General features: G+C 39.8%; 16 protein-coding genes. 14 read left to right on the top strand and 2 right to left on the bottom strand.

Annotated elements, in window-relative coordinates; translation table 11 throughout:
• Positions 1-196 precede the first annotated feature (196 nt).
• Both HMPREF1135_RS09060 and HMPREF1135_RS09055 read right to left on the bottom strand, forming a co-directional pair.
• A complete protein-coding gene (locus tag HMPREF1135_RS09060; protein ID WP_007594450.1) occupies positions 197-2,110 on the bottom strand; it encodes a GH25 family lysozyme in 1,914 nt (637 codons plus the stop codon).
• A gap of 9 nt (positions 2,111-2,119) precedes the next feature.
• Complete coding sequence (locus HMPREF1135_RS09055; protein ID WP_007594448.1) at positions 2,120-3,310, bottom strand: cell wall-binding protein; 1,191 nt, start codon at positions 3,308-3,310, stop codon at positions 2,120-2,122.
• A 343-nt stretch (positions 3,311-3,653) separates the two neighbouring features.
• Between HMPREF1135_RS09055 and HMPREF1135_RS09050 the strand changes: the two genes are divergently transcribed.
• The 14 genes from HMPREF1135_RS09050 (at position 3,654) to glmM (ending at position 15,085) form a co-directional block, all read left to right on the top strand.
• The gene (locus HMPREF1135_RS09050; RefSeq protein WP_007594446.1) at positions 3,654-3,944 is read left to right on the top strand and encodes an AtpZ/AtpI family protein; all 291 of its coding nucleotides are present in this window, start codon (positions 3,654-3,656) and stop codon (positions 3,942-3,944) included.
• The gene (locus HMPREF1135_RS09045) at positions 3,937-4,350 is read left to right on the top strand and encodes a hypothetical protein (RefSeq protein ID WP_007594444.1); all 414 of its coding nucleotides are present in this window, start codon (positions 3,937-3,939) and stop codon (positions 4,348-4,350) included. Before HMPREF1135_RS09050 ends, HMPREF1135_RS09045 begins: the two co-directional genes overlap by 8 nt.
• On the top strand, positions 4,347-5,075 hold the full coding sequence (atpB, locus tag HMPREF1135_RS09040) for a F0F1 ATP synthase subunit A (RefSeq protein ID WP_007594442.1): 729 nt from the start codon (positions 4,347-4,349) through the stop codon (positions 5,073-5,075). Before HMPREF1135_RS09045 ends, atpB begins: the two co-directional genes overlap by 4 nt.
• Before the next feature lie 79 nt (positions 5,076-5,154).
• Positions 5,155-5,412, top strand: a complete 258-nt coding sequence (gene atpE / locus HMPREF1135_RS09035) for an ATP synthase F0 subunit C (RefSeq protein WP_007594440.1) — start codon at positions 5,155-5,157, stop codon at positions 5,410-5,412.
• A gap of 12 nt (positions 5,413-5,424) precedes the next feature.
• Positions 5,425-5,940, top strand: a complete 516-nt coding sequence (gene atpF, locus HMPREF1135_RS09030) for a F0F1 ATP synthase subunit B (RefSeq protein WP_007594432.1) — start codon at positions 5,425-5,427, stop codon at positions 5,938-5,940.
• Positions 5,928-6,461 carry an ATP synthase F1 subunit delta gene (atpH, locus tag HMPREF1135_RS09025; RefSeq protein WP_007594431.1) on the top strand — a complete coding sequence of 178 codons (534 nt, stop codon included), beginning with the start codon at positions 5,928-5,930 and terminating at the stop codon, positions 6,459-6,461. Before atpF ends, atpH begins: the two co-directional genes overlap by 13 nt.
• 45 nt (positions 6,462-6,506) lie before the next feature.
• Positions 6,507-8,006, top strand: coding sequence for a F0F1 ATP synthase subunit alpha (gene atpA / locus HMPREF1135_RS09020; RefSeq protein ID WP_007594430.1), 1,500 nt, complete (start codon positions 6,507-6,509; stop codon positions 8,004-8,006).
• A 12-nt stretch (positions 8,007-8,018) separates the two neighbouring features.
• The gene (atpG, locus tag HMPREF1135_RS09015) at positions 8,019-8,885 is read left to right on the top strand and encodes an ATP synthase F1 subunit gamma (protein WP_007594429.1); all 867 of its coding nucleotides are present in this window, start codon (positions 8,019-8,021) and stop codon (positions 8,883-8,885) included.
• Between the two features lie 39 nt (positions 8,886-8,924).
• Positions 8,925-10,316, top strand: coding sequence for a F0F1 ATP synthase subunit beta (gene atpD, locus HMPREF1135_RS09010; protein ID WP_007594428.1), 1,392 nt, complete (start codon positions 8,925-8,927; stop codon positions 10,314-10,316).
• Positions 10,317-10,324: 8 nt separating this feature from the next.
• Positions 10,325-10,726 (top strand): ATP synthase F1 subunit epsilon, encoded by a 402-nt coding sequence (gene atpC / locus HMPREF1135_RS09005; protein WP_007594426.1) that lies wholly within the window; start codon positions 10,325-10,327, stop codon positions 10,724-10,726.
• 159 nt (positions 10,727-10,885) lie between these two features.
• Entirely contained in the window at positions 10,886-11,779 is an 894-nt protein-coding gene (gene rfbA, locus HMPREF1135_RS09000) for a glucose-1-phosphate thymidylyltransferase RfbA (RefSeq protein WP_007594425.1), read from the top strand.
• Positions 11,780-11,856: 77 nt separating this feature from the next.
• Entirely contained in the window at positions 11,857-12,879 is a 1,023-nt protein-coding gene (gene rfbB, locus HMPREF1135_RS08995; protein ID WP_007594423.1) for a dTDP-glucose 4,6-dehydratase, read from the top strand.
• The gene (gene rfbD / locus HMPREF1135_RS08990) at positions 12,879-13,739 is read left to right on the top strand and encodes a dTDP-4-dehydrorhamnose reductase (RefSeq protein WP_007594421.1); all 861 of its coding nucleotides are present in this window, start codon (positions 12,879-12,881) and stop codon (positions 13,737-13,739) included. Before rfbB ends, rfbD begins: the two co-directional genes overlap by 1 nt.
• Positions 13,739-15,085: a phosphoglucosamine mutase gene (glmM, locus tag HMPREF1135_RS08985; protein ID WP_007594420.1), complete on the top strand. Its 1,347-nt coding sequence runs from the start codon at positions 13,739-13,741 to the stop codon at positions 15,083-15,085. The genes rfbD and glmM overlap by 1 nt, the downstream gene beginning before the upstream one ends.
• The last annotated feature ends 29 nt before the right edge of the window (positions 15,086-15,114 follow it).

The following is a 15,114-nucleotide window of genomic DNA, read 5'->3' as shown; positions in this document are numbered from 1 at the left end:
AATCGTCTCATAAACTGATAGTTTAAGTCATCTAGGATATCTGAAGTAAGTTTCATTATAACATGTAACGGAGAAAGATGGTTATCGTTAGCCATCTTTTTTTATGTAAAAACTTAGGGAGGAGCAACTCATTTTGAGTTACTCCTCCCTCTTTTATAGCTTACATTTCCCGACAGCCACTCTTTATCATTTTAATTTAGTTTCCTGCCGGTCCTACACTTGCCTGTGTGGAAACGGCAGCCGTAGAAGTTTCGGGAGTTGCTGTTATCTCTGGAACGATCTGAGACATAGCACCTGAAGCGTCTATACGATAGTCTGTACCGTTTACATTTACAGTTGTATTGACAAGCATCTTTCCGCTTTCATCAAGATAGTATGAAACATTATTGACATTTATCATACCTCTTGCCATACTTCCCGAACTGCTCATGTAATACCAGTTTTTATCTACATTGATCCATCTGGTCTTCATAGCACCGCTTGGAGATAGGAAATATTTTTGGTTGTTTAAATCAATCCATCCGGTCTGCATCTTGCCTGAGCCGTCCAAATAGTACCATGTACCGCCGTCATTGACCCATCCGGTTGATATGGAGCCTGACTTGTCAATATAATACCAGTCGTTGCCATCCTTTAACCAACCTGTTTTCATTGCACCCGAGTCGGTAAGGAAATATCTGTTCTTTCCGTCATTTATCCAACCTGTTTGCATTTTACCGGTGTTGTCCGTGTAGTACCAGGTGTTTTTATCATTGATCCAACCTGTCTTCATAGCACCGTTATTATCCATATAATACCAGGCACCTGAATCATTCAGCCAACCCTTATACATAGCACCTGACTTGGTGAGGAAATATCTTGAGTTTCCGATATCTGTCCAACCTGTCTGCATCTTACCGGTATTGTCCATGTAATATCTTTGGTTACCGGTATCAATCCAGCCTGTCTGCATTCTACCGTTGTTATCCATGTAGTACCATGTGTTATTGTCATTTACCCAACCGGTAGTCATAACACCTGAAGGAGCAAGGAAATATGTGTTTTTACCGTCTACAAGCCAGCCTGTCTGCATTTTACCGTCTTTGTCGGCATAGTATCTCTTGTTTCCGTCATTTATCCAACCTGTAATCATCTTGCCGTCAGTGCTGTCAAGATAGTACCAGTCTGAATTTTCCTTGTACCATCCTTTTTTTGCGGCACCGTTTTTTGACGGATCCAGATAATAGCTTGCATTATTTGAAGTAAACCAACCTGTCTTTGCCGTACCGTTTGAATCCATATAGTAAGAATTGTTGGAGTCATGTACCCATGAATCCTTTACCATATTGTAGTCTTTGTAATAATATCTCTTTCCTGCAATAGTTCTCCAGGTATTTGCAGGAATCTTATCGGAAAAAGATTTATACTGGAAGTCAATATCTACATTACCTTTTATACCGTTTACCTTACCTGTACTTGTAGCCTGCCAGATAACAGGATCCGGATATGAATGCTTTACATTATATCTGGCAACCCAGATATCATATTTTTTCAAGGCATTCATATCAAGCTTATTTGCAATCCAATAGTCATTTGCATATACGATAGGATAATATCCTGCGGCTTCCACCTTATTACAGAATGTCTTTATTATAGCTGTAAGCTCGTCTTTTGGAAGTTTACCCTGTGTATTGGCATCCTCAACGTCAAATGCTACAGGATATGAAATAGGATAGTCCTTTATTATGTCCAAAACAAAATCAGCCTCGGCATCAGCCTGTGCGACTGTCATTGCATAGGAATAAATATATACTCCGAGCTTTATACCTCTTTTGTTTGCTTCAGTAAGATTTCTTCTTATAACAGGGTCAATCTGACCTTTGTATCTGGTTCCGTGTATGATGAACTGAACATCATCTGCGGCAACCTTATCCCAGTCAACATCACCTTGATAATGTGAAAGGTCAATACCTCTTGCAACTACTCCGGTAAGGGATGATCCGTCAAGCATTTGATATACTCCCGGTGTTTGCATTGTCCATTCATTGGCTGCAAATGATGTAACCGGACTGAGCAAAGACAGCGCAAGTGACAAAGATATAGCCGTTTTTATAAATTTATTTAAATGCATTTTGTACCTCTATTTCGGTCCGGATGTTTCACCGGGTTTTAAACCTACTTCATCCTTGCTTGAAGAAGAACTTTGTGCATTCTTTTTGCTCTCATCAGCCGGACTTTTCGCTTCTTCTTTATTATTTTTTGCTTTTGCCTCATCAAGCGGTGAAGCGAGAGCTGTTGTTTCTTTGCTTCCGGGTTTAGCTTCGGCAGAAGCCTGGGCAGCTGAAGAGGAAGAAGAACTTGAAGATTCGGTTTTTGCTCCGGGTGCAACTGTAGGTGCCTCATTAGTGGCTGCAGTAGGTGCTGCCGTACTGCTTTTACCGTCTGATTTCTTTGTTTCGGATATAGCATTAGTGACACTGCTAGGAGTGCCACTAAGATTTGTACATACACCATTTGCATCAAATGTGTATTCTTTTCCTTCTATATTTATAGATTTACCGGTTACCATCTTTCCGTCGGCATCAAAGTAATAATACTTGCCGTTTGATTGCAACCAACCGGTGATCATATGACCTTTTTCATTGAAATAGTAAGATGCACCGGAAATTTTCTTAAGACCGAATGTCATTTTACCGTGATTTTCGCCTTCAGCTTCTTCCATATAGAACTTATGAGTACCGTCATTTATCCAACCTGTTTTCATAGAACCGTCAGCATTGAAATAGTAGTAAACGCCGTCGATTTGATTCCATGATGTATACATCTTTGCGGAACTGGAGAAATAATAGGTCTTATCGCCAACTTTTGTCCAACCGAAAGCGGCTCTTCCGTCAGGCTTGAAATAATACCACGCACCGTCCATCTGTCTCCAACCTGTGGCCATGACACCTGTGCCCTTAAGGTAGAAGTAGTTTGAATCGCTCTTTAACCAGCTGTTTTGTACAAGGTTTCCGCTGCTGAGCGTGTAATACCAGTCATTATCAACTTTGAACCAGCCTGTAGCCATTATTCCGTTAGACTTAAAGTAATACCATTTGGAATCGATTTTCTTCCATCCGGTCACCATAACGCCTGTAGACAAATCCATATAATAATACCCGTTTGAAGACGGGAGCCAGCTTTTGTGCAATTGTCCGTTGTCATCGAGATAGGTCCAGGTACCGTTTGATTCTTTCCAACCGTTTGCAGCATATACCGCAGAAACGGTAGAAAGTGAAAGCAAGCCGCTTATCATACCTGTAACCAACATTTTTCTGATAGTATGTTTCATATGTCCTCCTTTTATTAGATTATCTGGGAATAAAACTGATTTTAATCTCACGATTCCCTATATCAAGTTATTATAGCATCTTAGTCAACAATAAAATAGCTCCTATATTATAACAAATATTTACGATTTACAGAACATCATTTTATCATCTTTCATCTCAAAAATATTTTTGTATAATTTTTTTGAAAATAAGTTTTTAATTTAACAATGATACTGATAAAAACAACACGGATATAGACAAGTAAGAATTATATAGGTATAATAAGAAAACCGAAAAAAATTTAGTATAAAATGCAATATTGAAAGTTTTTGAGGTTTTGGAGTATAGTAGGAGGTATGAGATATGGAAGCCTTAAAATATTTGTCACTGATTTCGCAGGTCGGCTTTACCATGGTTACACCGATTTTACTATGTACTTTTTTGGGTATGAAATTGGAGGAAAGATTTCACTTTCCGTTTACTCTGATATTTATGCTTATAGGAGTGATAAGCGGATGTATGTCGGGGTTTAGACTGATCATGAATACCATAAAAAAGATGGACAAAAAGAAAGAAGAAAACCTGCAAAAACAAGAAAATACTTTTGTTTTGCCAAAAAGAGAAAGTAGGATTTTTAAGAATAAGGATGAATAAGGAAACAAGAAGAACATGCCTTTATATGGGTATGGGAGTTTTACTTTATGAAATCATTTTGAGCCTGGCGGCAATTCCCTTTGCCGGAATTATGAAGTATTCCGTTTATCCGATTGAACTTGGGATACTTATAGGTAGTGTTTTGGTAATAGGCATGGTCATTGATATGGGAATATCCACAGAAGACAGCCTGTATGGGGGGAACCCTTCTTTTGCACAGAGAAAGATTATGATTCATTCTTTGCTTAGGAAGGCGGCTTTATTTATTGTTGTAGCAATATTTTGGAACAGTAGATACATAAATGCACTCGCGATTGTCATATCTGTTTTCGGACTGAAATCGGGTGCATATATGTATCCATTGTTTAAAAAAATATTTGAAAAAAGAAGAAAGGAGGAGACATGAGCTTAAGTATTTTAGCTGAAAGTGCAGCCGGAAGCAAAAATTTGGATTTCATGATCCATGGCCTGTATAAGTATAAGCTTTTCGGACAGGAACTCTATTTGACTACGACTACAGTTTCCTTATTGATTGTTGTCTTATTGATTACAATATTTGCAATATTTGCAAACAGAGCAATAAAGGCGGCTGATCCGTACAATGTCCCGAGCGGATTTGTAAACTTTTTGGAATGTGGTATTGAAGCATTAGAGGGAATGACCGATACTATACTTGGTGCAAACAAGGATAGATTCTTAAACTATATAGGAACAATCTTTATCTTTATTTTTGTTTCTAACTTCAGCGGTTTGCTCGGACTTAGAAACCCGACAGCGGATTATGGTGTAACTTTTATGCTCGGATTTTTCACATTCTTAATAGTAAATTTCCAGGGTATAAAGAACAGAAAGTTAAAACATTTTACATCGCTCTTTGAGCCGATACCGTTGCTCTTTCCGATAAATGTTATCGGTGAGATAGCAAACCCGATATCTATATCATTGCGTCTTTTTGCAAACGTGCTTTCAGGTGTTTTAATCATGGGGCTTTGGTATGGTATGATGCCGATCTTTTTAAAGATTGGTGTGCCGTCATTCTTACATCTGTATACAGATGTATTTTCAGGAGCACTACAGACATATGTTTTCTGTATGCTCAGCATGGTCTATATCAATGACAAATTAGAATAGTTCATTGAATAGTAAAATATTTTCATGGATTTAAGTGAGGAAGTGCCTCACTTGATATCATATATTTTGGAGGTTATTTATGAATATGACAGGACAGGATTTTATATTTGGTTGCTCCGCTATAGGTGCGGGACTCGCAATGATAGCAGGTATCGGACCGGGTGTTGGACAGGGTATTGCAGCAGGACATGGTGCGGCTGCAGTAGGTAGAAACCCGGGAGCAAGAGCGGATATCACATCAACAATGCTTCTCGGACAGGCCGTTGCCGAGACAACAGGTCTTTACGGACTTGTAGTTGCTATGATTCTTATGTTCGTTAAGCCTTTCGGCGCTTAATTTGGAGGTTTTATGGAAAGACTGATAGGATTTGACCCTCAGCTTTTGGCTGATTCAGCCATTACCGGCTTGGCGGTCCTTTTCTTGTTCTTTATTCTTTCCTATTTGCTTTTTAATCCGGCTAAGGATATGCTCAAAAAAAGAAGAGAGCGAGTTGCCGGAGACCTGGAAAGTGCAAAAGATGCAAAGGCAAAAGCTGATGCTCTTAAGGCGGAGTACGAAGAAAAATTGGCCTCTTTCCAAAAGCAGGCTGACGCTATCTTAGAGGATGCCAGAAAAAGGGCAAAGGATAGAGAAAACGAAATCATAGAAGAAGCAAAGGCGGAAGCTAGAAGAATTACTGACAGGGCTAACAACGAAATAGAGTTGGCAAAGAAAAAAGCCATGGAAGAAGTTAAATCAAATATAGTGGATGTTGCTTCGATTATTGCAAGCAAAGCAGTCAATTCTGCAATGAATGTTGAAGTGCAGGATAGACTTGTTGAAGAGACTTTAAAAGAAATCGGAGATGGTACATGGCAAAATTAGTGTCCAAAGTATATGGAGATGCTTATGTGTCGGTAGTATCTGAAAAGAACAATCTGATTGATGCACTTGAGGAGATAAAATCAGTGAAAAATATTTTACTTGAGAATGTCGAGATTATAGAACTTCTTGATTCACCTAAGATGGATGATGAGGAAAAAATCGACTTTATAAAGGGAATATTTGAGAATCACATCAGTGTTGATTCATTGGGATTTTTATTGACTATAATCGAAAAGAAGAGACAGGCTGAACTTATACCTATACTTGATTATGTTATAGATTGTGTAAAGGAGCTTCTTCTTATCGGAAAGGCAACTGTTACGACTGCGCTGCCGCTTGATGATTCAAAGAAAGAGAGAATAGTGGATGAACTTTTGAAGTCATCACATTATAAATCTCTTGAAGTAGAATATGTGGTAGATGAGAGTATCATAGGCGGTATTGTCATCAGAATCGGTGACAGAGTTGTGGATTCAAGTGTAAAAACAAGAATTGATAAGATGAGAAAAATGTTATCATAAGCCGTATTACCGGCAAAAAGTTTAAAGAAAAGAGGTACGAGTCTAGTGAATCTAAGACCTGAAGAAATCAGCTCAGTTATAAAAGAGCAGATAAATAAGTATTCAACTAAACTCGAGGTATCAGATGTGGGTACTGTTATCCAGGTGGCAGACGGTATTGCCAGAATACATGGTCTTGCAAAGGCTATGCAGGGTGAGCTTCTGGAATTCCCGGGAGATGTTTACGGCATGGTTCTTAACTTGGAAGAGGACAATGTCGGTGCTGTTTTACTTGGTGATAAGAAGAATATCAGCGAGGGTGATACAGTAAAGACCACAGGTAGAGTTGTAGAGGTTCCTGTAGGAGATGCACTTACAGGTAGAGTTGTAAACGCGCTTGGACAGCCGATCGACGGAAAGGGACCTATAACTTCAGATACCTTTAGAAGAATAGAGAGAGTTGCACATGGTGTTATCGAAAGAAAATCGGTAGATACACCGCTTCAAACAGGAATAAAGGCTATTGATGCCATGATTCCTATAGGAAGAGGACAAAGAGAGCTTATAATCGGTGACAGACAGACAGGAAAGACTTCTATCGCTGTAGATACTATAATCAATCAAAAGGGACAAAATGTTCACTGTATCTATGTTGCTATAGGACAGAAGGCCTCCACTGTTGCATCAATTGTAAAGACTTTTGAGGATTACGGTGCTATGGACTACACTACAGTAGTAGTTTCTACCGCAAGTGATCTTGCACCGCTTCAATATATCGCACCTTACTCAGGTTGTGCTATAGGTGAGGAATGGATGGAAAGAGGAGAGGATGTACTCGTAGTATACGATGATCTTACAAAGCATGCTGCCGCATATCGTACACTTTCACTTCTTCTTAAGAGACCACCGGGTCGTGAGGCTTATCCGGGTGATGTATTCTATCTTCACTCAAGACTTCTTGAGAGAGCTTCAAGATTGTCGGAAGACCTTGGCGGCGGTTCACTTACCGCATTGCCTATAATAGAGACACAGGCAGGAGACGTTTCAGCGTATATTCCTACAAATGTTATTTCTATTACAGACGGTCAGATTTACCTTGAGACGGAGATGTTCAATTCGGGATTCAGACCTGCTATCAATGCCGGACTTTCAGTATCAAGAGTAGGTGGTTCCGCACAGATCAAGGCGATGAAGAAGATTGCAGGACCTATAAGATTGGAGCTTGCGCAGTATAGAGAGCTTGCATCATTTGCACAGTTCGGTTCAGAACTTGATGAAGCTACAAAGAATCAGTTGGCACAGGGTGAGAGAATCAGAGAGATCTTAAAGCAGCCAAACTATAAGCCTATGGCGGTTGAATATCAGATAATCATTATCTTTGCCGCTACAAAGAAACTTTTGCTTGATGTTCCTACAGAGAAGGTACTTGAGTTCCAGGATAAGTTGTTCAGATTTATAGAGAGCAAGCATCCTGAGATAGCTGCTGAGATTAGAGATAAGAAAGAAATTTCCGACGATTTGGCAAAAAGACTTACAGATGTTATCAATGAATGTAAGAAAGCATAGTGCAGGTGTATTATGGCTTCAATGAAGGAAATAAAGCGTAGGCGTGCGGCGATACAAAGCACTGCTCAGATTACCAAAGCCATGAAACTTGTAGCAACGGTTAAGCTTCAAAAAGCAAGGGCAAAAGCGGATGCTTCCAAGCCTTACTTTACCGTAATGTATCAAACTATCGCATCAATGCTTGAGAAAAGTGAGAATATATCTCATAAGTATCTTAAGAAGAATGACGGCGGTAAGACAGGAGTATTGGTTATTACAGGTAACAGAGGCCTTGCAGGAGGCTATAACAATGCTGTAAGCAGGCAGGTAATAAGCGAATTCAAAAGCAATGAAACACTTATATATGCAGTGGGTAAAAAAGGTAGAGATACACTCTTACATAAAGGCTTTGAAGTAGAGGGAGACTTTTCAGAGATTGTGGAAGAGCCGCTGTACAAGGATGCCGCAGATATTACAAAGGTATTGCTTGACGACTATGAAAGCGGAAAGCTCTCAGAGATTTATGTGATATATACCAATTTCAAGAATACGGTGGTACATGATCCTGTACTTTTGAAATTGCTTCCTATCAGCAAGGAAGATTTATTGCAGCCTGAGACTACAGAAAGTGAGGGTCCAAGAGCCCTTATGAATTATTCTCCCAATGAAGATGAAGTATTGGATGCTATAATTCCAAAATACATTTCTTCTGTTATTTATGGCGGTCTGATGCAGTCTGTTGCTTCAGAAAACGGTGCCAGAATGACCGCTATGGATTCTGCAACATCAAATGCGGAAGAACTTATAGATAAGCTCGGATTACAGTATAACAGAGCTCGTCAGGGTGCTATCACTCAAGAGCTTACAGAGATTGTGGCCGGAGCCAACGCCATAGAATAACGACCGGAAACGGATGAAGAAGAGGAAGGAGAAAAGTTGATGGCAGAGCCAAATATTGGCAAAATAACCCAGATTATCGGTGCCGTTTTGGATATTAAGTTTTCCAGAGGACACTTGCCACAGATCAATGAGGCAATAAAGATAGATACAGCTGACGGAGTGCTCACTGTAGAGGTTGCACAGCATCTGGGAGATGATATAGTAAGAACCATTGCCATGGGAAGTACAGACGGACTTGTTCGTGGAATGGAAGCAAGAGCAACAGGAGCGCCTATTTCAGTTCCTGTTGGAGAAAACACTCTAGGTAGAATTTTCAATGTACTTGGAGAAGCGATTGATAAGAAAGACCCACCTAAGGTAGAGGAGTATCTTCCTATACATAGAAAGGCTCCAAGCTTTGAGGAGCAGTCTACTCAGACCGAGATTCTTGAGACAGGAATCAAAGTAGTTGACCTTTTATGTCCATACCAAAAGGGTGGAAAGATTGGACTCTTTGGTGGTGCGGGTGTAGGTAAAACCGTACTTATCCAGGAGCTTATCAGAAATATCGCAACAGAGCATGGCGGATATTCAGTATTTACAGGTGTAGGTGAGAGAACCAGAGAGGGTAACGACTTATACCACGAAATGACCGACTCGGGAGTTATCAATAAGACAACCATGGTATTCGGTCAGATGAACGAGCCGCCGGGTGCGAGAATGAGAGTAGGACTTACAGGTCTTACAATGGCGGAGTATTTTAGAGATCAGGGTGGAAAGGATGTACTTCTTTTCATCGACAATATCTTCAGATTTACACAGGCAGGTTCAGAGGTTTCAGCGCTTCTTGGACGTATGCCTTCTGCGGTAGGTTATCAGCCTACACTTCAAACAGAGATGGGTGCGCTTCAGGAGAGAATCACTTCTACAAAGAACGGTTCCATTACATCTGTTCAGGCTGTATATGTGCCTGCGGATGACCTTACCGACCCTGCTCCTGCAAATACATTCGCTCACCTTGATGCTACTACGGTTCTTGACCGTTCTATAGTGGAGATGGGTATTTATCCTGCGGTAGATCCTCTTGGTTCCACTTCAAGAATACTTTCACCTCATATAGTGGGAGAAGAGCATTATCAGGTAGCGCAGAGCGTGCAGGAGGTATTGCAGAAGTATAAAGAGTTACAGGATATTATTGCCATGCTTGGTATGGATGAACTTTCTGAAGAAGATAAGCTTACTGTAGCAAGAGCAAGAAAGATCCAGAGATTCCTTTCACAGCCGTTCTTCGTGGCAACACAGTTTACAGGAATTGACGGAAAGTATGTACCTCTATCAGAGACTATCAGAGGATTTAGAGAAATTCTTGAAGGAAAGCATGACGATATACCTGAGCAATATTTCCTAAATGCAGGAACTATCGACGAGGTTGTAGAGCATGCCTCTAAATAGGAGGTAGTATGGACAAGTTTGCATTAAAGATAATGTGTCCCGACCATATTTTTTTTGAAGGGGATGCTACAATGGTGGAGTTTACCACAACACAGGGAAATGTCGGTATATATGCCAAGCATATCCCTATGGTAAATGTAATAGCACCGGGTAAATTATCTATACATTGTGAGGACGGAAGTGTAAAGACTTGTGCTCTTCACTCAGGCTTTGCGGAGATCTTACAGGATGAAGTTACAATACTTGCCGATTCATGTGAGTACGGTGACGAGATAGATGTTAACAGAGCCAAAGAAGCAAAGGAGAGAGCTGAAAAAAGACTTTCTCAAAGAGACGGTATAGATGTTGCCAGAGCTGAGCTTGCACTCAGAAGAGCATTGGTTCGTCTGGATGTAGCAGGGATTAAATAAATTATAAGGATTGTATGTTGGTTTTAAAAGGGATGTAACATACAATCCTTTTTTATTTCTTCACAGATTTGTCAAATTATGGTATTATAAAAGTTATTGAAAGTTATATTCATAACGGCTTTGAGGTTGAAAAAGCCCTAGCGAAAGTGAGGACGAACAATGAAGGGTATTATATTAGCAGGTGGTAGCGGCACAAGATTATATCCGCTTACAAAGGTTACATCAAAACAGCTATTGCCTATTTATGACAAGCCAATGATTTATTATCCTATTTCCGTATTGATGGAGGCAGGGATTAGAGAGATACTTATAATTTCCACACCGGATGACACTCCGAGATTTAAAGAATTACTTGGAGACGGTGCACAATTCGGATTGAAACTGGAATATGCAGTTCAACCAAGCCCTGACGGACTGGCACAGGCGTTTATTATCGGAGAGAAGTTCATAGGTAATGAGCCGGTGGCGATGATACTTGGAGACAATATTTTCCATGGACATGGGCTCAAGAATCATTTGAAATCGGCAGCTTCAAAGACAAAGGGAGCTACAGTATTCGGATACTATGTAGACGATCCTGAAAGATTCGGTATTGTAGAGTTTGATAAAAACGGCAAGGCAGTTTCCATAGAGGAAAAACCTGAAAAACCGAAAAGCAATTACTGTGTTACAGGACTTTACTTCTATGATAATGATGTGGTTGAGTACGCTAAGAATTTAAAGCCTTCTGCCAGAGGAGAGCTTGAGATTACAGATCTTAACAGGATCTATCTTGAAAAAGGTGAGCTTGAGGTGAAAGTACTCGGACAGGGATTTACATGGCTGGATACAGGAACACATGAGAGCCTTGTTGAGGCTACCAACTTTGTATACACGATGGAGACACATCAGCACAGAAAGATTGCCTGCTTGGAAGAGATTGCGTATTTAAACGGCTGGATAAATGATGAAGAACTTTTGAAAGCTTATGAAATATTCAAGAAAAATCAGTATGGCAAATATCTTAAAGATGTATATGACGGTAAATACATAGACCATATACATCAGTCATAATTTATGATTTATTAGGGCCGGGAATCTTTAAAGACTCAGTCCGGTTTATAAAATTAAAACTATAAAAGAGGTTAATTATGAAAATTATTGTTACTGGCGGTGCAGGATTTATCGGCGGAAATTTTGTTCACTATATGGTAAATCAATATCCTGAGGATATGATTATAAATCTTGATCTTCTTACATACGCAGGAAATCTGGAGACTTTAAAGCCGGTGGAAAATGCACCTAATTACAAATTTGTGAAGGGTGATATAGCTGACAGAGAATTTATTTTCAAACTTTTTGAAGAAGAGAAGCCGGATGTGGTAATCAACTTTGCAGCAGAGAGCCATGTAGACAGATCGATAACAGATCCTGAGAGTTTTGTAAGAACAAATGTAATTGGAACCACAACTTTACTTGATGCCTGCAGAAAGTACGGAATTAAGAGATATCATCAGGTATCCACAGATGAGGTATACGGAGACCTTCCTCTTGACAGACCTGATTTATTCTTTACAGAAGAAACACCGCTTCATACATCAAGCCCATATTCATCATCAAAGGCAAGTGCGGACCTTTTTGTACTTGCATATCACAGAACATACGGACTTCCTGTGACCGTATCAAGATGTTCAAACAACTACGGTCCATACCACTTCCCTGAGAAGCTTATTCCGCTTATCATAAGCAGAGCACTTAATGATGAAGAACTTCCTGTATACGGAAAAGGTGATAATGTAAGAGACTGGCTCTATGTTACAGACCACTGTAAAGCAATCGATTTGGTAGTAAGAAAAGGTAGAGTCGGTGAAGTTTACAATATCGGCGGTCACAATGAGAGAACCAATCTTGAGGTTGTAAAGACAATACTTAAGGCACTTGGTAAGCCTGAGAGTCTTATAAAATTTGTAACAGACAGACCGGGACATGACAGAAGATATGCTATCGATCCTACAAAGATAGAGACTGAGCTTGGATGGAAGCCTGAGTATACATTTGATACAGGTATTGTAAAAACTATTGAATGGTATCTTAACAATAAAGAGTGGTGGGAGCATATCATCAGCGGTGAATACACAAAGTATTTTGAGAATATGTATGGAGAAAGACTTTAATGAGAGTATTGGTAACAGGCGCAAAGGGTCAGCTTGGAAGTGATCTTCTTTGCGAGTTGTCAAATAGAAATATTGATGCAGTGGGTATAGACATTGATGATTTGGATATTACAGATTCTGAGGCGACAAAGGAAGTAATAGAAAAAATCAACGGTGAAAAAAAGCTTGATGCAATCATCCACTGTGCGGCATATACCGCAGTGGATGCGGCAGAAGATAATGAAGCCCTTGTAACTAAGATAAATGCGGAAGGTACAAAAAATATTGCGAAGGTGGCAAAGGAACTTGACCTTTCCATGATGTATATTTCTACAGACTATGTATTTGACGGAGATTGCGAAAGACCATGGGAACCGGATGATAAGAGGGCACCTCTTAATATTTACGGTATGGCAAAATATAAGGGAGAGCTATATGTTGAGGAATTACTTGAGAAATATTTTATAGTAAGAATTTCTTGGGTATTCGGCCTTCATGGAAACAACTTTATAAAAACAATGCTTAGACTTGGAAAGGAAAGAGGAGCTGTAAGTGTGGTAAACGATCAAATCGGCTCACCTACATATACTCCCGATCTTTCAAGACTTTTGGTGGATATGATTTTAACCGATAAATACGGAAGATATCATGCTACTAATGAGGGTCTTTGTTCCTGGTATGAATTTGCCTGTGAGATATTTAAGCAGGCAAACCTTGATGTGGCAGTCACACCTGTGAACTCTGACGCTTTCCCGGTGAAGGCAAAGAGACCTCACAACTCAAGAATGGATAAATCAAAGCTGACAAAGAACGGATTTGAGCTTTTGCCTTCATGGCAGGATGCTCTAAAGAGATACTTGTCAGAACTGGAGAATGGCTAATGGGAAAATATTTCGGTACAGACGGATTTAGAGGAGAAGCAAACATAGACCTTACAGTTGAACATGCATATAAGGTCGGAAGATTTTTGGGAAGCTTCTACTCTAAGGACGGGAAAAAATGCAGAGTTGCTATAGGTAAGGATACAAGAAGATCAAGCTATATGTTTGAGTATTCTTTGGTAGCGGGACTTACAGCATCCGGAGCTGATGTATATCTGCTTCATGTTACTACAACACCAAGTGTATCCTATGTTGTAAGAAGTGATGATTTTGACTGCGGTATAATGATTTCCGCAAGCCATAATCCATACTATGACAACGGTATAAAGGTAATCAACGGTAAAGGTGAAAAGCTTGAAGAGGAAGTTATAGAAAAGATAGAAAGCTATATTGACGGAACTGCAGATGCCATTCCTTTTGCAACAAAGGAAGATATCGGAAGAACGATAGACTATGCCGCAGGCAGAAACAGATATATAGGATATCTGATCTCTATAGCTACCAGATCCTTTAAGGGAAAGAAGGTGGCACTGGATCTTGCAAACGGTTCGGCTTCAAGCATTGCAAAGAATGTATTTGATGCTTTGGGAGCGGATACTTATGTAATTCATAACAATCCTGACGGTATAAATATAAATACAGATTGCGGCTCAACACATATGGAAAGCCTTCAAAAATGTGTTTTGGAAAATGGTTGTGACATAGGTTTTGCCTATGACGGAGATGCCGACAGATGCCTTTGTGTTGATGAAAACGGTAATGTGGTGGACGGAGACCTAATCCTTTATATTTGCGGCAAGTATATGAAGGAGAGAGGAGAGCTTTTCAATAACACAGTGGTAACTACAATAATGTCAAACTTCGGACTATACAAAGCCTTTGAAAGAGAAAATATAAACTTTGAAAAGACTGCCGTGGGTGATAAATATGTATATGAAAATATGCAAAACAACGGTCACTGCCTTGGCGGTGAGCAGTCGGGACATATTATATTTGCAAAACACGCCACAACAGGTGACGGAATACTTACCTCACTTAAGGTAATGGAGGTGGTGCTTGAAACCAAGCAGACTCTGTCAAAACTTGCAAGTGAAGTGGATATCTTCCCACAGGTTCTAAAGAATGTGAAAGTTGTGGACAAGCAAAAAGCCGGAGAAAACAAGGCAGTGCTTGAGGCGGTAGATGCAGTAAGCAAAGCACTTGGAAATGACGGAAGAATACTTCTTCGTCCAAGCGGTACGGAGCCTCTTATCAGAGTAATGGTAGAAGCAAAGAGCATGGAAGAATGCGAAAAATATACAGATGAAGTAATAAAAGTTATGGAAAAAGAAGGACTTTTAATATAGGGGGACAAAAATTAGAGAATGGGACAAAG

This window comes from Lachnoanaerobaculum sp. OBRC5-5, assembly GCF_000296385.1.
Classification (GTDB): Bacteria; Bacillota; Clostridia; order Lachnospirales; family Lachnospiraceae; genus Lachnoanaerobaculum.
The sequence above is the reverse complement of the archived record's forward strand: the minus strand, read 5'-3'. Positions and strand labels throughout refer to the sequence as shown.